This window comes from Neiella marina (assembly GCF_002165625.1).
Taxonomy (GTDB): Bacteria; Pseudomonadota; Gammaproteobacteria; order Enterobacterales; family Neiellaceae; genus Neiella; species Neiella marina.
The window spans coordinates 262,306-288,657 of the sequence record NZ_NGNS01000003.1 but is presented as its reverse complement, the minus strand read 5'-3'; the positions used below and the strand labels follow the sequence as shown (position 1 = coordinate 288,657).

Here is a 26,352-nt window from a genome sequence, read left to right as displayed (position 1 = left end):
TGGCTATGGTCCATGTTCTTGTGCTGGCTATGGTCCATGTTCTTGTGCTGGCTATGGTCCATGTTCTTATGCTGGCTATGGTCCATGCCCATAATGTGAACAGCAATGATGCAATAGCCTTGCTCGACTTCAGTGATTTCAAAGTGGAGCTTTGTACCGGGCTTGAGTTTGGTCATATCGACTGAATCGGCTAGGTGAAAATCCATCACCATCGGCGGCCATTGCCAAGCATCAACTGCTTGATGGTCAACTGTCGCTATGCGCTGCTCGCCATTGATGGCTTTAATCACACCTTCAGCCCAGACACTTTCGGGCTTGTCTTGCTGGTAAATAGACATGCGACTGAAGTCTGAATTAATACTCGATTCTGAATCGAGTAAAAATTGTGCCGAGGTAACCACTTGGTCGCCCTCTGCTACGCCAGCGATAATTTCTGCTTGTTGCTGATTGACTCGACCGAGCGTTACTGCCACTGACTTAAACTTGCCATCTCCGAGAGCTAATACCAGTCGGTCTTGCTGGCCAGTTCGGATCACTGCTTCGTTTGGCACCACCAACCGCTCGTTAGACGATTCGGCATGGATTTGGATCTGCGCAAACATATTAGGCTTAAGCGTCTCATCTGAATTATCAAAGCGCAGCCGAACTTGTGCGGTGCGGTTGGTTGGCTCCAACATTGGATAAATGTAATCCACCACGCCTTGCCAGCGACGCCCGGGCAAGTAATCCAGAGTCATGGTTACGGCATCGCCAACCGCAACCAAATTCGCTTGGCGCTCAAATATTTCTGCCGTCACCCAAACTTCATTAAGTGGCCCCAACGACAAAATAGTGTCGCCTGGTTGAACAAAATAACCTTCTGACACTTCCAGCATCTCTACAACACCAGTTTGTGGTGCATAGATGGTTACCGTTTGCGATGCTTTACCGCTCGCCACCAGTTGTTTGATTTGTCGTTCTGGTACATGCAACGCGCGAAGACGTTCTTTTGCCGCTTCGATGAGCGCTCGATCGGCTTTCTCCAACGTCAATAGCAACTCTTTTTGCGCGTTGACCAGCTCGGGCGAATAGATAGAAAACAGCGCTGCGCCTTTTTCTACTCGTTCTCCAACTACCTTGATATTGAGGGTATCTAACCAACCCTCTACTCGGGGGTGGATATGGATCAGAGTGTCTTGATTAAAGCCGACATAGCCAACGGTAGAAATAGTATCTGACAGTGGTTTGCTTTCGACCATTGCCGTTCTTACCGCTAAGTTGTTTTCAACTTCAGGGGCAATTTTGATTGTGCCGGGACTGTCGGCATTGTTGTCTTGTTCGGCGTAAACGGGAACAAGATCCATCCCCATTGGCGATTTACCTGGGCCATCACGACGATAGTTGGGATCCATCGGTGCCACCCAGTACAGCGGTTGGTCTGACTGTGCTGAAGCATCACTATGGTGTGAGTTGCCTTGAGCAAGATGATAGCCAGCGGCACCGATGGCGATACCAATGATTGCAGAAAAAAATACCGAAACTAACCGATTCATTATCAAACCTCTAAATAGAAAAATGTCACAACTAATCACTCCGATTCGGAGCAGAGCCGGACGAGGTTTTAATTCAGCAGTCGTTGAGTGGTAATAAACAGTGGTGGATAGCCCGAATTAGGCGGTTCAGTATCTGGCTTAGAGGCATCACTGCCAATCATCGCTTGGAAGCTCAGAGCCATCGAGTGCGACGCAAAATACCCTAGCGCAACCAGTGCCAGTAGCATCAAGGCTACACCACTGCTACTGAGTAACTTGGTCATTGGTTGATCGGCTTTGTCGGCACAGTGGCTAGATTGATTTGGCGCTGGGTGAGATAACTGTGATTTAGCCGAACCAGCCATTGTGTGATGATGTTGATGGCCTGACATCATTGTTGAAGCTTGGTGTGGTTCTGTAACAACCGCCATCTCCGATTGCATTGGTTGCACCTTGGTACAGACAAACCCCAAACACAGCACAAACCACAGCAATAAAACGATTGCTGTTTGTTTTCGTGATTTGTGAATGAGGGCTGCAGCCAACAGTCTATCTACCAAGTGATAAAAACTGTTTTAGTTTGCGCTATTTCTTAGCTGCTGACCAACACAAAATGTAAATAAGCTTGTTCGATTGAGCAGGGGGACGGGAGATAGTGGCTCATTGCCACTATCTCACAGGGGGGAGGTTATGGCTTAAATAGTACAACAACACTGCCATCAACATCAGCTTCATCGATGTAGCCGACGGCACCAGGCTTAGCCGCTACTGCAGCCTTCATGGCGACGGCAGAGCTATGTTCTGACGGCGCTGCTGCCTTACCAGTGAACACCAGTCGAGACCAGTAAGACTTGAGCTGAGCATCGCTTTTGCCGGTCACTTTGTCGTGAAATTCAGTGCGAATAGGATCACCAGCGGCAAGTTCATTGACCGTGACTGACATACCGCCGGGTAACTTTTTCGATTTCGCCAGATAGATTGCCTGAGCTTGCTTCTTGGTCAACTGGTCGGCAGTCGCGGGGTGGCCAATCATCACCACCGCTGCTGAGCTGGTGTGGGCCAACAAAGCTAAGGAGGTGGCTAGAAAAATACGCTTAATCATTATTCTCTCCTTAGAAAATTACATCAAATACAACCGAGTAAATGGCGGCATCTTCAAACTGTTGATCGACGTATGGGATCGGATTGCCGCCAATACTAGTGATACTGACATTGTCGCTAAACCCAGCGGCAGTGCTACCAAAGTCGTCAAGTAAAGTCGCATCAAACTTCACAGCCATTGCCGGAGCAAAATCCCAACGTAAACCTAATGAGTAAGCCGTGCGCTCAGAATCCAATGGATTACGTAAGCCTAGCTCTGGTGGGTAAGCTCGCTCGTCATCATCTTGCGTTTCTGAATTTGCGTACATGATGTATGGGGTGAATACATCATAGCGATAGGCGAGGGAGACATAGTAGGAATCATAGTCTGGGAATATGCCGTCCACATCAACTCTCGTCCACTCGCTCATGAACAACCAGTCACCGTTATCCCAGCTGCCTCCAAAGCCAATGAATTTGCCATCATTACCGTCAAGACTGTCATCATCAGATTCCAGACTGGCTTGGGCTACTGATGTACGGAAGCCGAAGTTGCCATAGGAAAGCTCTACTGCAGAGCCAATGATTTCAGTCATTTCGGTATTGAAGTTGCCTCTTACGTCTGATTGCCCAACGAACGGCTGAACAGTCAACGTGGCATCGCCGACATCAAATGACGTTCTTAAGTCAAATCCTTCATAAGTCGAGCTTGGTACGTTGTTGTAGACTTCAACCGATGGCCGAGCAAATGGATAGGCATAGCCGACTTCTAGATAATCGGACAACATAAAGATTGGTAGCCGCAAGCGTCCGCCGCGAACCATAACATCGTTGTCAAAGGTATATGACACGTATGCCCATTCGACTTCTGGGTCCCAACTATCAGTGCCACGACCGACCAGCTGAATGACCGCTTGCGCCTGTTCGTTAATGTCGAATGACATTTGCAAGGCCACCATGCTGTCAGGGGCAAAGTCGATTTTGTCATCTTCAAAACCGCCATAGCCATCGGTGTCGTAACCGACTAAATACTCCAAGTCTTCGGTTGCAACACCAAAGCCAACAGAGGCAAAGCCATTGATGGTGAAACGGTCCAACAGATCGCTGGAGTTTTGCTGTGCTTGAAGAACTGCAACTTGTTGTTCGAGTTGTTGAATGCGTTCTTGATCAGATGATTCTGCCGCCATCGCTTGCATAGAACAGCATGCCAGAGAAGCAAGAGTCGCTGTCGTCAGCTTATTGGTTGTCATAGTTTCGTTCTCTAGTGGTGTGTTAAATAGGCCCCGTAAGCCATTAGGGGCCCAATTTCGGACTAGACCTTAAACTGGCCAGTCACAGAAGTGAGTTTCTGGGTCACAGTGCGTATCGATTGGCTGATTTGATCCAGCTCTGATGTACTCGTCGTTGCCTGTTGCGCCATTTGTTGAATTTGGTCAACTAGATCTTGGATCTGTTGCGATGTCTGGTGTTGTTCGCCAGTTGCCGTTGCAATCTGATCATTGACCACTGTGATGGCGGCAACTTTCTCGGTAATGGTTGCTAATGATTGACCGGCTGAAGATGACTGCTGGACGCTACTAGTGGCCATAGTATTACCACGATCCATGGCTTCAACCGCCGACTTGGCTGTGCTTTGTAATTCTTCTAACACCGATTGAATCTCATGGGTTGATTCTTGAGTGCGAGAGGCTAGGGTACGCACCTCATCGGCAACCACTGCAAAACCTCGACCTTGTTCGCCTGCGCGAGCCGCTTCGATGGCGGCATTTAATGCCAGTAGGTTGGTCTGGTCGGCAATGCCGCGAATCGCTTCGAGGATATCACCAACGTTGTTGGTGTAACTTTCGAGGTCGGCAATAACACTGGCTGTCGATTGCATCTCATCAGCCAATCGATTGATCGAGTCGATGGTGGAATTGACTACATTGCTTCCAGACACTGCCTCTTGGTCTGCTTTCGATGCTGCTTCAGAGGCTTCAGATGCGTGTTCTGCGATATGTTTGACTGAGCCGAATAGTTCATTCAGTGCTTGTGTGGTCTGCGCAATGGCTTGCCCTTGAGAACCAATCTGCTCGTTGGTTTCTGTGCTGGCATGGGCCAGTTGATCGGCAACTCTACTTAATTCCTCGATGGTGCTTAACGCTTCACTCAGGCTCTGCTGCATTTTGTCGAGGAATAGATTAAAGAAGTGAACTAACTTGGCCATTTCGTCTCGACCAACGTATTCGATTCTAACCGTCATATCGCCGTCGCCCTCGGCTATGTCTCGCAAGGATCGAGTCAGTTGCTTTAGGTTGGTGGAGATCTTGGCGCTGATCACTAAGGTGATGGCAACGATCACCAGAATGGCTATCACACCAGTGACTAATGTGGTTTGTAGGCTTGTTTCGCCACGTTGATTCAGCTCATCGATTAAACCGTGAAATTTGTTTTGGCTTTGTTGCTGAAAATCGTCCAATAAACCCTGCAACGCGCTCAATTTGTTTGCTGTGTCTGCTGCTTTGGCGCCAATAGTGGCGAAATCAGCGGTGCCATCGATCATTGATGCTGCAATTGAACGAGACTGCTGGTAATAGTTCTTCGCTTGTTGCTCGATTTGAGACACTTCATCAGCTCGGTAGCTGACCAATTGTTTTTGGCTGGCTAAAGACTCAAGCAACGCATCGAATTGACTGTCGGTCAGCTGTAACGATTCTTCATCGCCTATGGTCACTGCCGTATTGAGGCCTTCGGCGATTCGTTCAAGTTGCACATTGTTAAACGTTGCGCGCTCCAACACCGGGTAATAAATTGTTCTGACTTGGTGAAGAATCTGGTTGGAACGATTTGCCGCCGAAGCACTGACAAACATTAGGATTAGAAATCCGATTAAAGCGAATACACTAATCAGAAAGATTTTATTTCGAACAGAAAGATAGTTCAGAAATGTCATCAAGAGCTCCGGTTGATAGCCATCCGTGCTAATAAAATGTTAAAGGTATGATGTTTAACGGAGATTCTCGCATGGAAGAATACTCATCCCTAATTAAATATGCGTTAAAATACTGTTATCTATAGCTTATAAGGTAGAAGTGATTTGCCTGATATGACAATAAAGTTACCTTCATCAGTCAATATTTAGACATAGAGCAACTTTCATACTCACTGAATTTACTTTTATTTGAGAATTGTTGTCACAAAACAGTCGTCGTTAGCGATTTAAAATATAGTTAAAACTTGGATAGTTGAAGGATATATTGCACTGTTGTAGCCATTATGTCGGAAATCTGTAGTGGCGGTGATTCATCTTAAATATAAGAAATGCCCTGACCACTGGCTACAGCAGTCAAGGCAAGTCAGATATCAATTGACGTTTATTTCAATTGAGCTTGCTCAAGCTGGTCAAAGAACTTCAAAGTTGTCGCTACATGCCGGTGCCAATACGACCACTCGTGGCCGCCAGCATAAACTTGAAAATCGTGCTTTATACCGATTTCAGAAAGTTGCTTTGAAAGCTCCATGTTGCTGGCAAACAGAGAATCTTCTTCACCACAATCGAGTCGCAGAGGAGGGGTGTTTGCCTTGTTCAAATTGAACCAGTGGAGCAACTCCGCCTCATGGCTATCAACGCATTGATAATTGCTCACCGGATACTCAACAAATTGCTGCAAGTCTGCCAGTGTGGTCACAGATGAGTGAGCTGATAAACCGCTAAATCGAGCGGGGTACTTCGCACCTAACCGCAAGGTACCGTAGCCACCCATGGATAAACCGCTCAGGTAGATTCGGCTGTTTTGACTAAGGCAATCACATTGCTCGATTGCTGCATTAATCACATCCTCAACGATCCAACGCTCAAAGTTACCTTGTGGCAACGGCAGGTAAGCTGAACCTTCCCATAAACCACCATCTGAAGGCATCACTAAGACAAAGTCACCTAGGCCTTGAACTTTGAGTTGCTCGTAAACCAGATGGACGCCACCTAGACGCATCCAAACCCAGTGCGAGCCATATACACCATGGAGTAGTACCACCATCGGCACATTGCTGGTGCTGGGCGATACCGAATTGTAAATGGTGACATCTCGCCGTCCTTCGATATGACTGCTATTGATCGTCACCGTGGTAGTATTTGCTTCGCTAAATGCCGGATCAGACACTTCAAGCCGTTGAATTGCCATAATTAGCTCTGCCCTTGGTCGAATACCACAACACCTTTGGCAATGCGACCATTGAGTAAATCGTCGAATGCTTCGTCCATTTGCTCCAGGGTGTAGGTTTTACTGACCAACTCATCAAGCTTCATTTGCTTGTTATCATAAAGGCTGAGGATGCGGCTGAAATCTCGCTCCGGATTGCACATCCCGTACAGCGGATTAATGTAAGTTTTGTCCCACTCAAATAGTTCACAGTCAAAGTCAATCCGCTGCTCAATACCACTGACTTGAACTGCAGTGCCTGCGCTACGAATCAATGTCAGCGGCGCCGAACCTAGGGCCGGGATAGCGGTGCACTCAAAGGCGTAGTCAGCACCGCGACTGTCCGTTAGAGCGCGCACTTGTTTTTTAACCTCTATGAAATCTAAATCGGCTTTGTCGGCGATGACACCGTGAGTCGCACCAAACTCTTTCGCTTGAGTGATCCTGTCTTCATTAATGTCGATAGCAATGATCTTTGCTGCACCAGACTGTTTGGCGGCTTGTATAACGTTAAGACCAACGCCGCCACAACCAATGACACAGACACTGCTACCGACAGTGACGTTGGCAGCATTGACCACCGAACCCCAACCGGTCATTACGCCACAGCCGATAATCGACGCCGATTCAAACGGAATATCGCTGTCAATTTTCACCACGGCTTGGGTTTTCACCACCGCATATTCGCTCATGGTGCCTAGGTGAAATGAACGCTCAATAGGGGAATCATGGTGGTGGCTGCTTTCAATGTGAGCGTGGCCTTTTAAGTCACAGCCACAGACGGGTGAATTGTTTTCACAGATATGGAGGTTGCCTTCACGGCATTGGAAGCACTCGCCGCAAGGGATCGCCCAGTTAAGGATCACCTTATCACCAACTGCCAAATCGGTTACGTCCGGGCCCACCGCATCAATAATGCCAGCTCCTTCGTGGCCAACAATGAATTCCTTGTTCCAGTTCTGAATACTGTCCCAGTCGGTGTGACAGATGCCAGCAGCCATAATTTTGATTCGAACTTCTCCGGCAGCAGGCTCGCCAACTGTGATTTGTGAGACTTTATAGTCGCCTCGGCCATTTGAAATAAGCGCTTTTACTTGTTTCATGTTTCTCTCGTTTGTTGGTCAGAGGTTTAGTTATTCAGCCGTTGCATTTCCATTTGCAGGTCATTTACCCTGTAAAAATGAATGGCTAAGTTTATTGTTAGGGTTTATGAAAGACGTTTATTGCGAACCTTTTTGTATTGAAAAAGGCCACCAATTTGAAATTCATCACGTCAGTTATAAGGCCCAAGATCCTTATTCTTGTTATTTTCACTTTCATGAAGTTCACGAATTTATTTTGTTTGACGACATCGATGGCGAATATTTTTATAGCCAAGGCCAATCCAAGTTAGCCAACAACGATATCGTTTTTACTCCGGCGTTAGAGAGCCATGATTTTGAGCTCTCCGATGCCGCCAAGTCTTGGTATATTCTGCAAGTTGATCCTCGTTTTTTTGCTGCCAATGGCTTTGAGCAATGGCAACAGCTATTTAAGCAAGGCGTTCATTTACGCCTACCTGAGCAACACATTAACGAGGTCAAACAGCTCTCCCGATGGCTGCTTGCAAGCTATGTTGACAATCCGTTGAGTGAGAAAAGCGCTACTTTATTGAAACTACTTATCATCTGGATTGCCGAACACGGTCTCCCGGTAAAGCGCGATGTCATTAGACCCATCAATCACATTGCTGGATTCGATAAACTGAAACCGGTGATGGTGCGGTTTCAAAATGACAAGGCCATCGGTTTATCGATGACTGAAGCCGCAGAACTATGTCACTTATCGGCTTCTCACTTTTCTCGCTTGTTTAAAAAAATTTATCGCCTGAGTTTTTCCGAATATTCGTTGCGCTATAAACTGTATAAAGCGGCACGGTTGCTCAGCTCAGGTCACCAATCCATTGGTGATATTAGCGACCAGCTTGATTTTTCCAGCACTTCTCACTTCATTGCTCAATTCAAAAAGCAGTTCTCGGTTACGCCATTGCAATATCAAAAGAAAGTGCGCTCTCGGTTATCTGATTAGCCCATTGCGGTGGTAGCCAACTGGGTTAAGCCCTAGTCAATCAAATTTGCCAATTTGAGTTCGATGCTGGTGTCTGCAACATGGGCTTTGTTGACCGCTTGCCGAGTTTTGATCAACTTGGTACCCAACACGTAAGCTTTGGCTTGATTGACTGCATCGACGGCCACTAACTCATGTTGTTTGAAGTACCAGACTGAAAACTTGTTGGGCTCGATCTCTTGACGTGTAATCGCCTCATCGTGATCGTCGGATAAACCAACCATTTGCAGTTTGACGTCGTATTGATCGGACCAGAACCAAGGAATTGCGTCGTAAGTTTGGGGTTTACCGCATAAGTGAGCTGCGGCAACTTTGGCTTGGTCGACGGCGTTTTGCACTGACTCTAAACGCAGCTTGCGGTCATAGTGGGGGTTATGATGATAGCTGCAGTCACCGATGGCATATATCGCAGGATTACTGGTTTGGCCGTATGCATTGACCGCTATGCCATTTTCTAACATTAGTTCTGCTTGCGCTGCCAGCTTGGTATTAACGCTAACGCCAACGCCAATAATCACCATATCGCATTGAATCTCGGTTGCATCAGCGCAGCGCAACACATAGCCGCTGTCACTCACTGAAATTGCATCTACTTGCTTGTCGGTGGCGATATCGACACCTCGTTGCTGATGCAAGTCAGTGAAAAATTTCGACATTTGGGCTGTAGTAACGCGCGCTAGAATACGACTTTCGCGTTCGATTACGGTGACATCAGCCCCCATCTTCCGCAGCGAGGCGGCAGTCTCAAGGCCGATGTAGCCGCCACCGATAACAGCCACTCGTTGGCGTTGTTGTTCAGCTAAGTTGCGATAGGTTTCGCGGATGCGATTAACGTCTTCGGCATTGCGCAATGTAAACACGTTCTTAGCATCAGCAAGGCCAGCAATAGGCGGTACAAATGCATGTGCGCCGGTGGCAATAATTAGTTTGCCGAAAGTTAACTGCTCGCCGTTAGCCAGTAATAGGGTGTTCGTTTTGGCATCGAGCTCCTCAACGGCAACGCCGAGTTTGAGCTCGATGTCATTTTGTTGATAGCTACTGATGGGCTTCAATAAGTGGCTGTTGATGTCATCATCTGAGGTCAAGTAAGCCTTAGACAACGGTGGTCTATGGTAGGGCAGGTGCGGATCCGCATCGATGAGGGTGATTGGACCGCTCCAGCCTTCTTTGCGCAGGGCAAATGCGGCATTGACTCCAGCATGGCTGGCACCAATGATGACACAGGTTTGGTTTAGATGATCAGACATATCAATATTCTTCATACTGGCTGCAATTTGGCGCTAGAGCTCGGTTTAACCGGCAACTGTCAAAGTGACGCCATCAAGTTGCTCGGTGATCTCAATTTGGCAACATAATCTGCTGTATTCGTTGGCATTGTCGTCGAGCTCTAACATGTCCTGTTCGATTTCACTGGCGGCACCCACTTTGTCGACGTCTTGTGGCGCGACGTGGACATGACAAGTGGCACATGAACACACGCCACCACAATCGCCATCAATGCCAGCAATGTTATTGCTGACAGCCAACTCCATTACTGAGCCTTGTTCTGCTTCTAAAGTGACAGATTCATTGTCAGGGGTAACAAAGGTAATTTTTGCCATGGTTGTCTCTCGCTCTATCGTTGTTTTCGATTGGGTCAAACTAGTTACCAGTGAAAGTGACATTAAGGCGATGGAAGCCGACTTTGCGCTGGAACTGCTGCCAATCTTCTATGTTTTCTTCACAGTCGTGGATCTGAATTTGGCCGACTTTGGCTGCCAGTTGAGTTAGTAAAATCTGCAAAATTTGGCGGGCGTGAGTCGCACCCAAACAATTGTGATGGCTGAAGCCAAAGGCCACATGAGGGTTTACTTTGCGGTCCAATTTGACCTCGTTGGGTGACTCAAAAACGGTTTCATCGCGATTAGCAGATGCCCAACACAGTGAAATTCGGCTATCAGCTTTGGCGGCATGCTGACAAACGCTGGTATCTTCGGTTACCACTCGTCCCATGTGAGTGAGAGGGGAGAAGTAGCGCACTAATTCTTCCACCGCTTTACCCGTATTCTCAGGATGCTGTTGTATGTATCGGAGCGACTCTGGGTGATCAGCAAAGTAGGCAATGGTGTTGGTAACAGCATTAATCACCGTATCGCGACCGCCGGCGAAGGTCAGGATCATGACGCCTTTGACTTCTTCTTTGGTTAGCTTGCGGCCCTGAAAATCGCTGTTTAGCAACACCGAATACAAGTCATCCGTTGGCTTCGCTGCTGCGCGGTCTATTTGACCATCAATGTAGTCGTATAGGATGTTGGCTTTGGACGCGTCGAGCGCACTGTCTTCGCTACGGAACACGTGAGTGCCCCAACTGATCCAAGTCTCCGATTCTTCAAATGGAGTGTTGAGCAGTAATGTCAATGCTCGTGATTGCAAACGCAGAGCAAATTCTTCAACCACTTCCACGGCACCTTGTTGTACTACCTCATCGATTAGTGAACCGATAATGTCATTGAGCTGATCTTGATAATCTTGCTCAAGTGGTCGTTTGAACCAGGGCTCAACAATTGCTCGGTAGTCGCCATGCTCAGGAGGATCGACTTCAAACGGAATTTGTCGAGTATCACGAATATGAACTTCAGACGGTACCACGATGCGGCCGGCTTCTGCGCCTGATTGAAATTTTTGCCATTGATGGGCACATTTGCGAACATTCTTTAGGCCCAACACCATAGTGACAGGATCGTTTTGATCATCGATGGTGCTGACTCCATCGCCTTGTCGAGCTTGCTCGAATGGATCAGGAAATTCGCTGTGATTCATGGTGCCTCCACTCATTGCATTTATTGATCTAAATCATTTAAATGTCATTTTATGAGCGAATATTTTTTAAAGTAGCCTTATATCGACCAAAAATGTCATCTATATGCTTTGTTTTAATGTTGTGTGAGCTGGCGCACTAAATTTTAATTGTTAACAATGTGGCTTTTTGAAACGATCTTTTTGAGATAAGCGTTGAGAAATGTTGGCGGGTATGAGGACAAAAAAAGCGATGCACTCAGGCATCGCTTTTCGGTTTCTGAACAAGGGCCATTGACTGGCTGATATTACCCGTAAGTTTGCACCGCGTAGTCATAGCATTGCTTCAAAATGCGAATAGCACGGCTGTCGTCAGCGTGGGTTTCGCTCAGACTTTGAATGCGCGCCATCATTTGCTCTAAGGTCAGCCAGTCGGAATCTGGCTCAAAAATCCGTTGACGACAAAACTGCAGCCACTGTTGCTGTTCGGTATCCGACAGGCTCGATGGATAATTGCGAGCCTTATAGCGAAACAGCAGGGTGTTGAGCCTTGGATCATCAAATAAGGTATCGAGACCCGCGAGTTGTTCGGGTTGTTGCTGATGAAGCCAATCCATCTGCTGTTTATCTGGATTACTGATAAAACCATCGTAAAGAGCAATATCGGCATCAGTTGGTGGCCGTTCGTCTGCTCCTTGATGTTCCAGCTCTAACCATTCGGTCAGTTTTGCGAGCAGCGGATGCCAATGCTGTTGCAATTGTTTCAGTCTTTGCAGGCAAGCGTTGCGGTCAATGCCAATGCGCTCAGCATCTTCTGGCCGCAACGTTTTAGCGGGAGCAATCACCGGGCATTTGTTTGATTGCACCCACTTTAGCGGAATCGGCAGCAGTCCTTGCTCCTGTAATTGCTGTCTTGGGGTATACATGCGTTGTTTGATAGTGACGGCATCTAACTCAAGTAACGGCGTAATGTCCATGGTCAGATTGATCATCAAGAACTTGGTTTTTTGCCGACTGTCTTGCAACACCGGCATCACCCAAGCACAGCAGCCTTGGGCTGGCGATATTCGACCGCTAATGTGCATTAGCGGTTGCGGGCCTTGCGGATGTGTCATGGCGTCGTTGACCATTGCTTCAATAGCTTGCTTACCGCGATTATCGAAGAAATATTGATAGAGCTTGGGCTGCTTGTCTTTGATCAGCTTCGCCATGGCAATGGTGGCATGGACATCGGATAACGCATCGTGAGCATTTTCGTGGGCTAGCCCATTGGCTTGAGTCAGCAACTCGAGCTTAAAACTGACATTGCCTTCGTCATTGGTTGGCCATTCGATACCTTCAGGACGAAGGGCGTAAGTGGCCCTCACCAAGTCAATCAGATCCCAGCGGCTATTGCCGTTTTGCCACTCGCGACCATAAGGCTCCAACAGGTTGCGATACAAGCTGTGACGAGTCACTTCATCATCAAATCGAATCGTGTTGTAGCCAAGAGAACAGGTACCTGGTTCACTCATGTGCTGCTGAATCTTGCGCATGAATTCGCATTCAGGTAGGCCTTTTTGTTGGGCGATTTGCGGTGTGATGCCTGTCACCAAACATGCCTCGGGTGCAGGCAAGTAGTCCGGTGCTAATTGGGCAAAGAGCTCAATAGGGCGACCAATTGGATTGAAGTTGGCATCGGTACGAATAGCAGCAAATTGCACGGGGCGATCACGACGAGGATCAACGCCCCACGTTTCGTAATCGTGAAACAAAAAGGTTTGGCTCATGGCAGGCTTTTGATTGCTTAATGGCGAGTTGATAGCAAGGTGCAGTGAGTGTACCACGGCTCGCTAGGCTGCTAAACAGAGGCAAGTCGGTGGCACTAACTTGCCTCTGAAATGGCTCAGAAAAAGTGAACCATTACTCATACTTAGCAGGCTGGTTCGGCTGTGGCAGAGTGGCTTGAATAAAATCTCGGAGATCTTGATTCGATTGTTTTAAGTCCTCTGCTCGCAGATACATCATGTGGCCGCTGCGGTAGCCCTTGTAACTCAAGCGGTCAGCCATTTTGCCACTTGGATCGAGTTGCCACATGCTGTATTTGGCATCAAAGTAGTTGGTGCCACCATCGTAGTAACCGGCTTGAATCATCACATTCAGGTATGGGTTTTGCGCCATCGCTTGGCGTAGGTTTTCACCAGTATTGTTGTCGGTTCGATCCCACGGGTGAACATCGCCAAGCATTTGGTACTTGATGTCAGTATGGTAGTTCAGTTCTTCGCGCAGATAGGCATTGATAGCTGGCGTAAATGAATGCAGCCATGATGTTAATTCAGCATTGTAATCTGGGCTATCGCCAACACCATCCTTATCGATGCCCAAGTAGCGTGAATCAAGACGGCCAATGGTCAAACCCTTTTCGCGCAGTAGCTCTTTCCAAAAATACCAGGTCGAGATATCCAAGTTCGACTTGATGACTGCATCCACACTCAGACCAGAGTATGTTGCCACTTGCTCGGCGATTTGTTGTTTTTGGCTAGGATCAATGAAGCCGCCTTTAGCCAAAGCTGGGATATATTGATTGATGGTGAAAGCTTCTACTTGCGGCAACAATTCTTCTAAATCAATCTGTTGCAGGTGCTCTGGCAATACTTTGTGGTACCACGCCGCGGCGGCAAAGTAAGGCAGCCGGTTGGCTGCTTTAACCGGACCGTTGCGCTCGATCCCTAAATCTGTCGGTGATACGAGGACCACGCCATTAAGGTACATCCATTGACGATTTTGCAGCTCTAGCGCCAGACCTGAAACGCGAGTGGTACCGTAGCTTTCACCAATTAGATATTTTGGTGAGCGCCAACGCTCATTGCGGCTGACAAAGGTATTGAGCCACTCGGCAAGATATTTGATATCGGCATTGACGCCAAAGAACAATTCTTTTTGTTTGTCTTTGTCTGGCATCTTGCCGTCTTCATCGGGCAAAACACGGGAATAGCCTGTGTTCACTGGATTGACATAAACAATATCTGCGACATCGAGAATTGAATATGGATTTGCTTTAACGCCATAGGGTTGCAGCGGATAACCCTCATCATCGACGTTAATTGCACGTGGACCGGTATAGCCAATGTCCATCCAAACGGAGGCTGAGCCTGGTCCGCCATTAAAGGAGATCATTAGTGGGCGCTTGCCCAAATCCTTGATGTCATTGCGGGTGTAATAGGTGTAACTGAGTGTGGCAATGGCATCACCATTGTTGTTCCAGACCGGTTGTGTTCCGACTGTCGCGGTGTAATCGAAGCGTTGGCCATCCACTTTGGTTTTGTGTTCGGTAACCACTTGATGGTCAATCGCTATGGCACGGCGATGCTGACTAACATCGTACCGATTGGCTTTGGTTGATGAGTCATCTTCGGCCAATACCGGTGCCATGGTGATCAAAGGAGTAAGGCTGAACAACACAGCAGCAAAAGAAGTCGCCTTCATAATAGTTCTCTTATCAAATTTAGAGTCGCCAGAAAAGTCGTTGGGCACGGTAGCATTGTGCCCATAACTGAACAAGCTGACGGCGACAACTAACTGGTGCAGCGAACGTAAACAGGCAAGTTGTCGGTCAATTGGAGCTGTTTTATGGTTTGTTATGAAGGTGAGTCGCAGCTGACCTGATCGGCTGTTACCAGCAACCGGACGCGTTTGTGAATTTCGCTATTGGTCACATAACCACAGCGGCCAGATAAAATAGCGCCATCGGCCATTGTGATATGGAATTGATACTGACCATCAGACTGTTCCAGTGAGTAATAGATAGTATTTTTTCCTTTGGCCTCGATGCTGCCAAAATCCAAACCTGAATTTGGCAGCTCGACGCGGGCATTGCTGATGGTGATATCCGCATTGTTAATGACAGTCACGCTGGGCAAGACATAGAAGTAGCCGTGATATAACACCACTGCAGCGCTGACGACCACAGCAACAACTTTCAACACCAACTTCATTGATTTCTTTTCGCCAAATAAATCACAGGGTTGCTCAGTTGAACACATGTCTACATAGATTGGCATCTATTCGATCTGGGAGAGTTCGAGCTGAGAGAATTCAAGCCAGTTGAAGTTCATTAAGAAACTTTGTTGCTGGCCGGTGAATCTGACATAGAGATCATGGACGCCATGACTTGTCGTTGCTGGCGCTTTGAATAACTGCCATTGGTCCCACCCGCCAGTATCCGAGACTGTCAGTGTTGCGATAGGGGGCGATGCGAGCGAGCCTTGGTGAATCGATATCGTTCCGCCGGCAGCTTTACTTGCCGCTCTGGCGGTGAGCATGAGTTTGCCGCCACTGCCAAAATCAATGTTTTCATACTTTAGATAGTCGCCAGAGTTGATGTAGCCGATTTGCTCGCTGCCGTTGAGCACAGGTTCCACCACAACGCCTTGACTGAGCTGAAAGCTAGCGGCTTCTATTCGTTGGGTTGCTTGTCGAACGGGGACCGGCTTTTCAAATACAGCGCTAATACGATCGCCTTGTTGAATCGCTGGCAGCTCGTCAACAGCAACATCATTAACTTTCCAGCCGACAAACACCGAACCAGAGCCGGCAGTGGCGCTCAGTTTTGGTTGCTGACTCGCTAAATTTGTCAGCAAAGGTAACGGCTCGAAATGTGCAAATGTCTTGCCGTTTACTGTAATTGAGCCTTCGCCTCTTCCTTCGGCATAAAGCTGAGCCGAAGCGGGTAACTCAAATCGAATCCAATTTAAATCAAATAGCGATGCTGCCGATTTCTGACCGCTGAATGTTAGATGTAAATCCTGTAAGCCTTGTGGCTGTGCCACTAGTTTGCTGCTGACCGTCTGCCATTGCCCTTTATTGGCCATTTGGGGGATTTCGATGCGTGCAATTAACGGCCCCTCGCTGCTGCCAAGGCGAATCTCAATTGTCCCGCCGTCAGCTGAAGAGGCGACTCGAGCAGCAACGGATTGAAATTGATTATCGCTAAAGTCAACGCCAGAGTAATGGAGCCAGCTGCCGTGAGAAATACTGCTGACATACATCCCGGCTGGTTCATGCTCACGATGAATTGGCGTTTGCAGGCCGGAGCTGGCGTCAAACCGATCCACTTGAATCATGTCCGCCGCATTTCTTATGCCGATACCTCGTCGGGTCGGCTGTACTTTCTGAATGGTGCCATCGGCATTGAAGAAGAGTTTGTCGGCGGCCATTGAGCGAAGTGAAGCATCAAATGACAAATCGTGGTGGTGATAAAACAAATACCATTGCCCTTGGTATTGAACGATGGAGTGATGATTAGTCCAGCAATCTTGCCACATATCCATAATGACGCCGCGATACGTATAGGGGCCAAGTGGCTTGTCGCTGGTGGCGTAGGCGATTTCTTCGTTGCCATGTTCATCAACTGGGTAAGTTAGGTAATAAAGGCCGTTGCGTTTGAAAACAAAGGGGCCCTCTTTGTACTTTTTGGATAGGTTGCCGATGATTACTGGCTCCATGTCGCCTTCAACCATATTGTCCTTAAGCCGCATGGCTTTAATTTCATGGTTGCGAGCCCAGAACAAGTAAGACGTGCCATCGTCGTCGATCAGTATATTCGGATCGATACCCGCAGTGCCTGCAATCGGGCTTTGTCGCGGCACATAGGGACCAGTTGGTCGGTCGGCGATTGCTACGCCGATTTGATCTTGAGCAGGAAAGTAAAAGTAGTACTTGCCGTCTTTTTCCACCGCATCCGGAGCCCACATTTCAAACGAATTGGGTTCAATCCAACTGATTTGGTCCTGGTGCAAGATCACCCCATGGTCGGTAAAGTTCATCAGATCTTGGCTTGAGAACAGGTGGTAGTCCGGCATCATAAAGCCATTCAAACCTCTTAAACCGTCGTGCTCAACAATGTCGTGTGATGGGAACACATACAATGTATCGCCAAAAACCCGAGCGGTTGGATCGGCGGTATAGATGTGGGTGACTAGCGGGTTATCTGCGGCTGCTATGCCACTCCAGCACAACCCAGTTGCAACCACAACCGACGGTAAAATTCGATTCAGCATAAAACCACCTTGTTCTATTCCTTGCTTAGTATTAGGAAGTTAGGTTAATTGTTAACCGTAAACTATTCATTGGTTTGTTTGGTTGTGGCGCTTTTGGCTGTGCAAACCGTGACGTGATTCATGATTCTGTGGTGCAAAGTCACTGAAACGGATAGAGAAGTCCGCGAAGGAAGGAATATTCGTGATCGCTGCCGTTCAAATTGGCCAGAATCGATTTAATCAACAACAGCTCTTGCTAGCGTGATGACCTTATCAATCGATACTCGGTGATGGTTACCGAGAACCAACGGACGTCAGCTGATGATACCTACTCGACCAGTCGCCGCAGCACTAGCTATTGCTTTATCATTCACTTCAAATTTAGCCGTTGCAACGACAGCGCAGTATTGGCAACTGATCGATGATTTTGAAGATCCAGCTTCGATGAATCAGTGGCTTAAAGCCGACACTGATAATCAAACCAAACCTCACATAGCCAACCCACAAGTCACCGAACGCCGATCACAAGCAGATGGTAATTACTATTTGCTAAAAAAGCCTGCAGCTGAAGGCGTGGTCGGCAATCGCAAGGCATTGACATATGTGAAGCTGCCTGAGCCCGTCGAAGTGGGTGAAATCTACACCTTTTATGGTCGTTTCCAAGTCGAGAGCTTTCCCAATAATCATATTTTCGGCTTGTCCGATTTAGCACCCAAAGGCATTGAACAACATGCATATAATGCCTTTGAACCGAGTTTGAGAATTACTGACAAGGCCGAGTCGAATGGTGATAAAAATGACGGTACCCTGATGGTCAAGCTCGGCAAAGGCTATGACAAGGTGGTCAACCCTGAAACCGGGCAATCGGCTCAGCCGATTGTTTCAGGTGTTTGGTATCAGGTGTGGATGGTGATGGACAACCGACCTCGAAATGAAGGTGGTCAGCGTTACGATGTGTACTTGAAAGGCGGTGAATTTGCGCGCCAAACTAAGGTATACAGCGGCGCCGACTATCGCATGAAACGGCAGCAACCACTGACGTACTTTTTAGCCAACTGCAATACTGGGCCGGCGAAAAACCCATATGGTAACGGTGGGGTCCGTTATGACGATTTGTATTTGGCTAAAGGTAAAGTATTGGCTACTCCTTCGACAGACTAAGTTTCATTTTTAGCCCCGACCACAGAGCAACCAATAGCATCATACTTTTGCTTGCCATAGCGCTATTTTGATAGCATGCGCGACTAGTTTTTATGTCGTCGCATATGCCCGCTACTGTGGGCTGACTTGTTAGCTCAAAGGTAGTTGCTTCATGGCGCAATCAAGCCAATCGTCAGGCTCCAGTTTTAATCAGCAAATCGACCAGTGCATGCTCGCCGATCAAGGTAAGTTGCGCGGCCGTTGGCATGGTTTGAAAAAGATTCGTGATGACAACAAGCGCGAGCAGGTGCGAAGCAAGATCCTTGCTTCGGTTGAAGAATCGATTTTGCGTCGCCAAATGCGAGCTGAGAACCTACCTAAAGTCAGTTATCCGGAGCAATTACCGGTTAGCCAAAAACGCGATGAAATTGCTCAGGCGATTGTTGATCATCAGGTGGTGATTGTTGCCGGTGAAACCGGCTCGGGTAAAACCACCCAGTTGCCTAAAATATGCGTCGAGTTAGGTCGTGGCATTGGTGGTTTGATTGGTCACACCCAACCTCGACGTTTGGCTGCTCGCAGCGTCGCCAGTCGAATTGCAGAAGAAATGGGCAGTAAGATCGGTGAGCACGTCGGTTTTAAGGTTCGTTTCTCGGATCACACCAGTGCCGATAGCTACATCAAACTGATGACCGACGGTATTTTGCTGAACGAAATTCAGCAAGACCGATTGCTGCGCCAGTATGACACCATCATTATCGATGAGGCTCACGAGCGCAGCCTTAACATTGATTTCATTCTCGGCTATCTAAAAGAGCTGTTGCCAAAGCGCCCCGATCTCAAAGTCATCATCACCTCGGCGACTATTGATCCAGAGCGCTTCTCCAATCATTTTGACAAGGCGCCGATTATTGAAGTGTCAGGTCGAACCTATCCGGTTGAATTGCGTTATCGGCCGCTAGCTGAGGAAGATCAAAGCCAAGATTTGCACGATGCCATTGTCGGCGCGGTGGATGAGCTTTGTGCCGAGGGGCCGGGTGATATTCTGATCTTCATGAACGGTGAGCGCGAGATCCGCGACCTAGCCGATACCCTAAGCAAGCAGAATTATCGCTCGACCGAGATCTTGCCGCTTTACGCTCGATTGTCCGCCGCCGAGCAGCAACGGGTATTTAAGCCGGCTCAAGGTCGACGTTTGGTGATTAGCACCAACGTTGCAGAAACCTCATTAACAGTGCCGGGTATTCGCTACGTCATTGACCCCGGAACCGCGCGGATCAGCCGCTACTCGGTTCGCTCTAAAGTCCAGCGGTTGCCCATCGAAGCAATTTCGCAGGCCAGCGCCAATCAGCGTTCAGGTCGCTGTGGCCGGGTTGCTGAAGGTATTTGTATTCGCCTATACAGCGAAGAAGATTTCGCTGCCAGACCTGAGTTTACCGAACCGGAGATTTTACGAACCAATTTGGCTTCAGTGATCTTGCAAATGGCGATGCTCAACTTTGGCGATATTGAAGCCTTTCCGTTTGTAGAAAAGCCCGATACCAAAACGGTTCGTGATGGTATTCGACTGCTTGAGGAAATCGGCGCCGCCGAGTTTTCTGGCCGCGGCGCGGTCAAGCTAACCAAACTCGGGTTCAAGCTGGCGCGCTTCCCGGTTGATCCTCGTTTGGCGCGAATGCTGGTTCACGGCGCAGAGAACAATGCAGGCAAAGAGTTGGCTGTGATTTGTGCGGCGCTAGGAACTCAAGATGTGCGCGAACGACCATTGGATAAACGTTCGCAGTCTGATCAGTGCCATGCCCAATGGAATGACAAAAGTTCTGATTTTATTGCCATGTTAAACCTGTGGCAGGGGCTCGAAGAGCAGCAGCGAGAACTGAGCAATAATCAATTTCGCAAATGGTGTCGCAGCCAATTTATTAACTACCTGCGGGTCCGTGAGTGGCAGGATGTCTTTCAGCAATTAACCACCCATTTGGCGGAAATGGATTTCAAACTGAACGACGAGCCCGCAGGCTATGCCCAAGTTCACCAGTCGATATTGTCAGGCATGCTCAGCCATGTCGGTGAGCTCAACAAAGATCGTGATTATCAGGGCGCTCGCAATCGGGTGTTTACCTTCTTCCCCGGTTCGTCATTGGGTCGCAAACGGCCGAAGTGGGTGGTTGCCGCTGAGTTGGTGGAAACATCGCGTTTGTATGCCCGCTATGTGGCTGATATCGACGTCAGTTGGTTGGAGCCATTGGCCCAGCACTTGGTGAAACGTAGCTACTCAGAGCCGGTATTTGAAGAGAAACGCCAAGATGTGGTGGCCAGCGAAAAACAGACCTTGTTTGGGCTAACCATTGTACCGAGTCGCAAGGTCAGTTTTGGTCGCATTGATCCGGTAGCCGCGCGAAATCTGTTTATCAAAGAGGCTTTGGTGGCCGGAAAACTGCGACTAAACGCGCCGTTCTTCCAGAAAAATCAGCACCAAATCAATTCAATCCAGCAGCAAGAAGCGATGATTCGGCGCCGTGATTTGTTGATTCACGATGACGAACACGCCGATCTGTACGCCGCTAAATTGCCAACCTCGGTCTACAACAAGGTGACGCTGGCACAGTGGCTAAAGCAAGATACCAAAGCCAACAACAAGTTGCTGGAGCTAAGTCGTGAGCAGTTGCTCGCCCGCGATGAAGATGACTTAAATGAATCGCAGTATCCGCGTCAGTGGCAGTTTGGCAATGTCAGCCTGCGGATGGATTACCGGTTTGAGCCGGGCGAAGCGCAAGATGGCACTATTGTCCGTATTCCGCTGTCGCTGTTGAATCAGGTCGAAGAACGACATTTTGATTGGCATATTCCGGCATTGCGCGAAGAGTTGCTGACGGCGATGATCAAAGGTCTACCCAAGCAGCTGCGCAAGCAATTTGTTCCGGCACCTGACTATGCTCGCAAGGTGGTCAATGAAATTGATGAGCAGGGCGACTTTATCAGCGAAGTGACTCGGGCGTTGCGCAAATTTAGTGGTCAACGGCTAGACGAATCAATTTGGCAGCAGAATGAGGTGCCCGATCATCTGAAGATGAAGTTTCAGGTGGTCGACGACAAAGGAAAACCGGTGGCACTGGGCACTGACCTTACCAAGCTTCGCGAGCAATTGCAGGAACGTATTCAGGCCAGTTTGAAGAAGGTGGAAGCCGAGCAAGTGAAGCAAAGTTCATCGTCGCAATGGTGCTTTGGTGACTTGGCAGAGCAACTTCAAATTCGTCGCGATGGTTATCAGGTCGAGTTACATCCGAGTTTGGTTGATGATGGCAATGAAGTGAGCTTGCAGCAGTTTGATGAGCTATCACTCGCACAAAGCCAACACCATGCTGGTGTGCGACGGTTGGTGTTGTTGAGTATTCCATCGCCGCGCAGTTATCTGGTGAGGAATTTGCCCAACAAGGCCAAACTGGCGATGTATTACAACCCGCTTGGCCAAGTCAATGATTTGGTCGCCGATCTGATTGATGCCGCAGCCGATGCGTTAATCGAAGACAGTTGGTCGGTACGAACCGAAGCGAAGTTTAATGCGCTACGCGATCATATTCGCGCCCAGTTGAACGAAACTGCTGGTCAAATCGCTTTGCAGGTGGAGCGGATCTTAACCATTGCTCACCAGCTCAATCGTGGCTTGAAAGGCAAAATGCCGTTTGAGCTGGTGAACTCCTACCAAGATATTCAACAGTGCTTAAATGGTTTGATTTTCAAAGGCTTTGTCGCGGCCAATGGGGTCGATAAGCTGGATGATATTGAGCGCTACATGAAAGCCTTGTTGCGTCGCTTTGAAAAGCTAGCGGAGAACCCAACCAAAGATCGGCAAAGTATTCTGCTGGTGAATAAGCTCACTAGTCGTTATCAGGCACTTGCTGATAAGGCTGTTGTGCGCCGCAAAGCGGCGGTAGAGCTTGACGCGGTGAAGTGGCAAATTGAAGAACTCAAAGTATCAATTCATGCGCAACAACTGGGCACCAGTGGTCCGGTATCGGAAAAGCGAGTGGCGGCGGCATTAACGGAATTGGAAAAAATTCGCTAATCGCCCTGCAAAAAAGCTGAAATAGCGCCATGCTACATCTGGCTCAGTTGGTTGCGATGATGTCGTCACAACCGGCTCTCAAGGAGGGGCGCTATGTCTCAAGCTGCATTCAAAGGTTATATTTCCGGCTTAGTGCAAGGTGTGGGGTTTCGTTTTCATACCATGCAAAAAGCCCAGCAATTGTATTTGAATGGCTATGCTGAAAATCTTGCTGATGGTCGGGTATGTGTGTATGCCGAAGGTGAAATGAATCACCTACAAAACTTAGTCGATTGGCTTGAAGAAGGGCCACCCTCGGCACAAGTTTCAACCATTACTGTCGAATGGCAAGAGCAGATCGGCATTGAGGGCTTTGATATCCGTTAATGCAGACCTCAACTACCAACTGATCGCTTGTCCTCGCTCATCATAGAATCCGCCAGTTTGCTCAATGCTCAAGTTAGCGATGGTGGTGGCAATGATGGGCACCACCTGTTCAACAGATGTCGGTGCTTCGGCGCCCCCCATATCCGTTTGAACCCAACCAGGGCTCAATGCTGCAACAACGATCTTGCGCGCTCTAAAGTGCTCGCTGAGGCGCTTGGTCAACATGTTCAGTGCCACTTTGCTCATGCTGTAGCCGTTAAAAGGACCATCCGAGTTTAATGCCAGGTCAATCGATGCTAGACCCGAAGACAGCTGAATTGTTTTGCTGTCATGGTTCATATGATTGGCCAATGCCTGAATAAGCAATGCCGGTGCCACCGCATTGATTTGATAGGCATCAAGCATGGCTTGTTGTTGCCAGTGGCCAAATGGTTGGTCAATGGCAATGCCAGCGTTGTTCAACAATAAGTCAATGCCGGAGCAAGCCACTTCGATGCGCTCAGCCGCATGACGAATTGACGACTCATCGCCAAGCTCGACGTTAATTTGCTGTAAATGCGTGGTTGCCACGTCAGCCAGTGACTCGGTTGCAATACCCGACCGTGAGAGGGCTATCACTTGCCAACCTTGATTAAGGTAATAGCGGCAGAACCCCAACCCTAACCCCCGATTGGCTCCAGTTATTATGACGGTTCTCATTTAATTGTTTACAAAAGTTACTGTGCAGTCGATCTAACCGTTAATTTCGCCAATTATCAACGTGATATTTGACTAGACTTGAACTCGGTCACTGGTTCTGAGACGAACCATGGTTGGAGGAAAACACGTGAAGCCAAAGGGACAACAGCAATGACAACGACAACTAAAGTGCCACCGCATCACTCGGTCAACTACCTCGAGTTTGCTGCCGACAAGCTAGAGGCCAGCAAAACCTTTTTCGAGACAGTGTTTGAATGGCAATTCACTGATTATGGCCCTGATTACGCTGCATTCGTTGCCACTGGTATAGAGGGAGGTTTTTACCGAGCACCACTATCAGCAAGAACGGAGCAGGGCAGTGTGTTGGTGGTTTTGTTTAGCAGCAACCTTGAACAATCTGAGCAGCAAATCGTCGCGGCTGGCGGTGTCATCTGTAAGCCCATTTTTTCGTTCCCCGGCGGGCGCCGCTTTCATTTCACTGAGCCCAGTGGCAACGAACTGGCAATTTGGTCAGATAGATAATTCAATCATTCGGAGCAACCTTATGTCATCAACGCGTTTAACTTACTTAGCCCTAATGCTGCTGGCTGTCACAGGATGTAGTTCAAAGCAGCTATACAACAGTGCGCAGTCAAATCGTTTAAATGCCTGCCAGAACTTACCGGATCCGGATCGAGGTAGCTGTTTGGCACAGGTACATCGAGAATCTTATGAGGAATACCAACGTCAACGCCAAGCCGTACTCGATGCACAAAAGTAATCATAGAAGGAGGTTAATCTAACCAATTGTGGTGTTTGTCAATTAAATTGGTATTACATTAAATGTTTTTGTTGTCAGTCCTATTTTTGGTTTTGGTTCTGCGGTAACGTTTGCGCAACATGCTCAATTACGGACAATGAGTGTGCAGCTGTCAGGGATAAATAGCAGCGCTGAACTGGGCTCGATGAGCCGCATTCAACTTCCAATTAATTCACAATGCGACAAGCTTGTGCAAATAAAGGGTTCAGACACATGTACCGATTGTCATCAACTAGTTATCTAATGGCCGCTGTTGGTCTTACCGCTTGCGTTTCTGCTGGCTCGATTGCCGCTGTACCGGCCGATAAATTTGATCTTAGCCAGTGGAAAATCACTTTGCCGATGGATGCCGATGGCAACGGTAAAGTTGATGAGATTGATGTTAAAGCAATCCAGAACTACCAGCACCCTGATTATTTCTATCTAGACGCCGATGGCAATATGGTGTTTGCGGTGCCCAATAAGGCAACCACTACGGCAACGTCATCTAACACTCGCAGTGAATTACGCCAGATGATTCGCGGTACTAACAAGAAGATTAAAACCAAGGCGCCAAATAATAACTTTGCTTTGGCGGCACATCCTAATGCATCGGATTTTGCTGCCATTGGCGGCAAGATGGAAGCATCGTTGAAAGTTGATCATGTTTCTTTAAATGCCGGTTACCCAGATAAGCGGCCAGCCTATTCGGTGGTTGTTGGTCAGATCCATGCGGGTAAAGATAAAAAGTTGATCGCCGAGGGTGGTGGTTTTGGCTATGGCAACGAGCCTATCAAGATTTACTACAAGAAGTTTCCTCATCATGACAAAGGTTCGGTGTTCTGGAATTACGAGCGCAACTTGCCGAAAGAAGATCCAAACCGCACCGATATTGCTTACCCAGTTTGGGGCAATACTTGGGAAAACAAAGATGAGCCAGGCGCTGAAGGTATCGCACTGGGCGAAGAGTTCAGCTATGTGATCAATGTTTATGAAAACACCATGTACCTGACATTCACTGCTGAAGGTCATCCAACAGTTGAATATGCGATTGATTTGTCGAACAACATTGATGCTAACGGTAAGGTTGATGCAAAAGACCACCCGCAAGGCTATACCGGTGATTGGAATTATTTCAAAGCAGGCGCTTACAATCAGTGTTCGACCGAAGATGCCCCAGGCGATTGGTACACCAAATGTCCTGGTACTGGCGATTGGCAGAAAGACAAGGCCGATGGCAACTATACTCAGGTTACTTTTACTAAGCTAAAGTTGAGCGCGGCGGAGAAGCCAGCTCAGTAACTTCTGCGAAGAATCAGATAAGCCGGCCAACTGGCCGGTTTGTTTGTGGTTCTGATTTGCGAGTAGTCTGACAGGTGAGAGCCGTCAACAAGTATCACTATTCGGTGACGCTCAAGTCCATCCATGGAGCGCTCTACATCCGGCATCCATGCAGACTGAAGCACCTCAAAGCGACACTTGCTGCCTGCTTGAAGTATCGCTTTACTTATTTAACAAACGGGATAAATAGTTCACCAATAAGCTTCTGTTGCAGGACGCAGCAGTAGAGCCATCATGGATGATTTCACGGCGTCTTGTTGGGGAATTGTTTATCTCGGTTGAAACGCTATGGCTAACA

The 26,352-nt window shown here is 48.2% G+C and carries 22 protein-coding genes; 7 read left to right on the top strand and 15 right to left on the bottom strand.

Annotated features, from left to right (window positions below):
• From CBE68_RS04700 to CBE68_RS04670, 7 genes are all read right to left on the bottom strand, one after another.
• On the bottom strand, window positions 1-1,532 hold a 1,532-nt coding region (locus tag CBE68_RS04700), incomplete at its 3' end, for an efflux RND transporter periplasmic adaptor subunit (RefSeq protein WP_087504895.1).
• Between the two features lie 68 nt (window positions 1,533-1,600).
• Window positions 1,601-1,954, bottom strand: a complete 354-nt coding sequence (locus CBE68_RS04695; protein ID WP_143824489.1) for a hypothetical protein — start codon at window positions 1,952-1,954, stop codon at window positions 1,601-1,603.
• A 245-nt stretch (window positions 1,955-2,199) separates the two neighbouring features.
• Window positions 2,200-2,613: a phosphate ABC transporter substrate-binding protein gene (locus CBE68_RS04690; protein ID WP_087504893.1), complete on the bottom strand. Its 414-nt coding sequence runs from the start codon at window positions 2,611-2,613 to the stop codon at window positions 2,200-2,202.
• A 10-nt stretch (window positions 2,614-2,623) separates the two neighbouring features.
• The gene (locus CBE68_RS04685; RefSeq protein ID WP_143824488.1) at window positions 2,624-3,841 is read right to left on the bottom strand and encodes a hypothetical protein; all 1,218 of its coding nucleotides are present in this window, start codon (window positions 3,839-3,841) and stop codon (window positions 2,624-2,626) included.
• A 62-nt stretch (window positions 3,842-3,903) separates the two neighbouring features.
• Entirely contained in the window at window positions 3,904-5,523 is a 1,620-nt protein-coding gene (locus CBE68_RS04680) for a methyl-accepting chemotaxis protein (protein ID WP_087504891.1), read from the bottom strand.
• Between the two features lie 421 nt (window positions 5,524-5,944).
• Window positions 5,945-6,751: an alpha/beta hydrolase gene (locus CBE68_RS04675; protein WP_087504890.1), complete on the bottom strand. Its 807-nt coding sequence runs from the start codon at window positions 6,749-6,751 to the stop codon at window positions 5,945-5,947.
• 2 nt (window positions 6,752-6,753) lie between these two features.
• Entirely contained in the window at window positions 6,754-7,872 is a 1,119-nt protein-coding gene (locus CBE68_RS04670) for a Zn-dependent alcohol dehydrogenase (RefSeq protein WP_087504889.1), read from the bottom strand.
• A gap of 106 nt (window positions 7,873-7,978) precedes the next feature.
• Here CBE68_RS04670 and CBE68_RS04665 point away from each other — a divergent pair, with 106 nt between their 5' ends.
• Complete coding sequence (locus tag CBE68_RS04665) at window positions 7,979-8,836, top strand: AraC family transcriptional regulator (protein WP_087504918.1); 858 nt, start codon at window positions 7,979-7,981, stop codon at window positions 8,834-8,836.
• Window positions 8,837-8,868: 32 nt separating this feature from the next.
• On the opposite strand, the gene CBE68_RS04660 is transcribed toward CBE68_RS04665, so the two are convergent.
• From CBE68_RS04660 to CBE68_RS04630, 7 genes are all read right to left on the bottom strand, one after another.
• The gene (locus tag CBE68_RS04660; RefSeq protein ID WP_087504888.1) at window positions 8,869-10,122 is read right to left on the bottom strand and encodes an NAD(P)/FAD-dependent oxidoreductase; all 1,254 of its coding nucleotides are present in this window, start codon (window positions 10,120-10,122) and stop codon (window positions 8,869-8,871) included.
• A 45-nt stretch (window positions 10,123-10,167) separates the two neighbouring features.
• Window positions 10,168-10,476: a 2Fe-2S iron-sulfur cluster-binding protein gene (locus CBE68_RS04655; protein WP_087504917.1), complete on the bottom strand. Its 309-nt coding sequence runs from the start codon at window positions 10,474-10,476 to the stop codon at window positions 10,168-10,170.
• Between the two features lie 40 nt (window positions 10,477-10,516).
• Window positions 10,517-11,674 (bottom strand): cytochrome P450, encoded by a 1,158-nt coding sequence (locus tag CBE68_RS04650; RefSeq protein ID WP_087504916.1) that lies wholly within the window; start codon window positions 11,672-11,674, stop codon window positions 10,517-10,519.
• 284 nt (window positions 11,675-11,958) lie between these two features.
• Window positions 11,959-13,419 carry an exodeoxyribonuclease I gene (gene sbcB / locus CBE68_RS04645; RefSeq protein ID WP_087504915.1) on the bottom strand — a complete coding sequence of 487 codons (1,461 nt, stop codon included), beginning with the start codon at window positions 13,417-13,419 and terminating at the stop codon, window positions 11,959-11,961.
• A 133-nt stretch (window positions 13,420-13,552) separates the two neighbouring features.
• A complete protein-coding gene (locus CBE68_RS04640) occupies window positions 13,553-15,061 on the bottom strand; it encodes a S10 family peptidase (protein ID WP_087504914.1) in 1,509 nt (502 codons plus the stop codon).
• A gap of 206 nt (window positions 15,062-15,267) precedes the next feature.
• A complete protein-coding gene (locus CBE68_RS04635; RefSeq protein WP_087504887.1) occupies window positions 15,268-15,690 on the bottom strand; it encodes a hypothetical protein in 423 nt (140 codons plus the stop codon).
• Complete coding sequence (locus CBE68_RS04630; RefSeq protein WP_087504886.1) at window positions 15,691-17,688, bottom strand: carbohydrate-binding protein; 1,998 nt, start codon at window positions 17,686-17,688, stop codon at window positions 15,691-15,693.
• Between the two features lie 300 nt (window positions 17,689-17,988).
• On the opposite strand from CBE68_RS04630, the gene CBE68_RS04625 reads away from it, so the two are divergent.
• The 3 genes from CBE68_RS04625 to CBE68_RS04615 all read left to right on the top strand — a co-directional run bounded on the left by CBE68_RS04625 (window position 17,989) and on the right by CBE68_RS04615 (window position 23,236).
• Entirely contained in the window at window positions 17,989-18,828 is an 840-nt protein-coding gene (locus tag CBE68_RS04625; protein ID WP_087504885.1) for a hypothetical protein, read from the top strand.
• 151 nt (window positions 18,829-18,979) lie between these two features.
• Entirely contained in the window at window positions 18,980-22,870 is a 3,891-nt protein-coding gene (hrpA, locus tag CBE68_RS04620) for an ATP-dependent RNA helicase HrpA (RefSeq protein WP_087504884.1), read from the top strand.
• Between the two features lie 93 nt (window positions 22,871-22,963).
• A complete protein-coding gene (locus CBE68_RS04615) occupies window positions 22,964-23,236 on the top strand; it encodes an acylphosphatase (protein WP_087504883.1) in 273 nt (90 codons plus the stop codon).
• Between the two features lie 12 nt (window positions 23,237-23,248).
• On the opposite strand, the gene CBE68_RS04610 is transcribed toward CBE68_RS04615, so the two are convergent.
• Window positions 23,249-23,935 carry an SDR family NAD(P)-dependent oxidoreductase gene (locus tag CBE68_RS04610; RefSeq protein WP_087504882.1) on the bottom strand — a complete coding sequence of 229 codons (687 nt, stop codon included), beginning with the start codon at window positions 23,933-23,935 and terminating at the stop codon, window positions 23,249-23,251.
• Between the two features lie 150 nt (window positions 23,936-24,085).
• Between CBE68_RS04610 and CBE68_RS04605 the strand changes: the two genes are divergently transcribed.
• From CBE68_RS04605 to CBE68_RS04600, 3 genes are all read left to right on the top strand, one after another.
• Complete coding sequence (locus tag CBE68_RS04605; RefSeq protein WP_087504881.1) at window positions 24,086-24,457, top strand: VOC family protein; 372 nt, start codon at window positions 24,086-24,088, stop codon at window positions 24,455-24,457.
• A 22-nt stretch (window positions 24,458-24,479) separates the two neighbouring features.
• Window positions 24,480-24,695, top strand: coding sequence for a hypothetical protein (locus CBE68_RS18630; protein ID WP_143824487.1), 216 nt, complete (start codon window positions 24,480-24,482; stop codon window positions 24,693-24,695).
• Between the two features lie 252 nt (window positions 24,696-24,947).
• On the top strand, window positions 24,948-26,015 hold the full coding sequence (locus CBE68_RS04600) for a polysaccharide lyase family 7 protein (RefSeq protein WP_087504880.1): 1,068 nt from the start codon (window positions 24,948-24,950) through the stop codon (window positions 26,013-26,015).
• Window positions 26,016-26,352 lie beyond the last annotated feature (337 nt).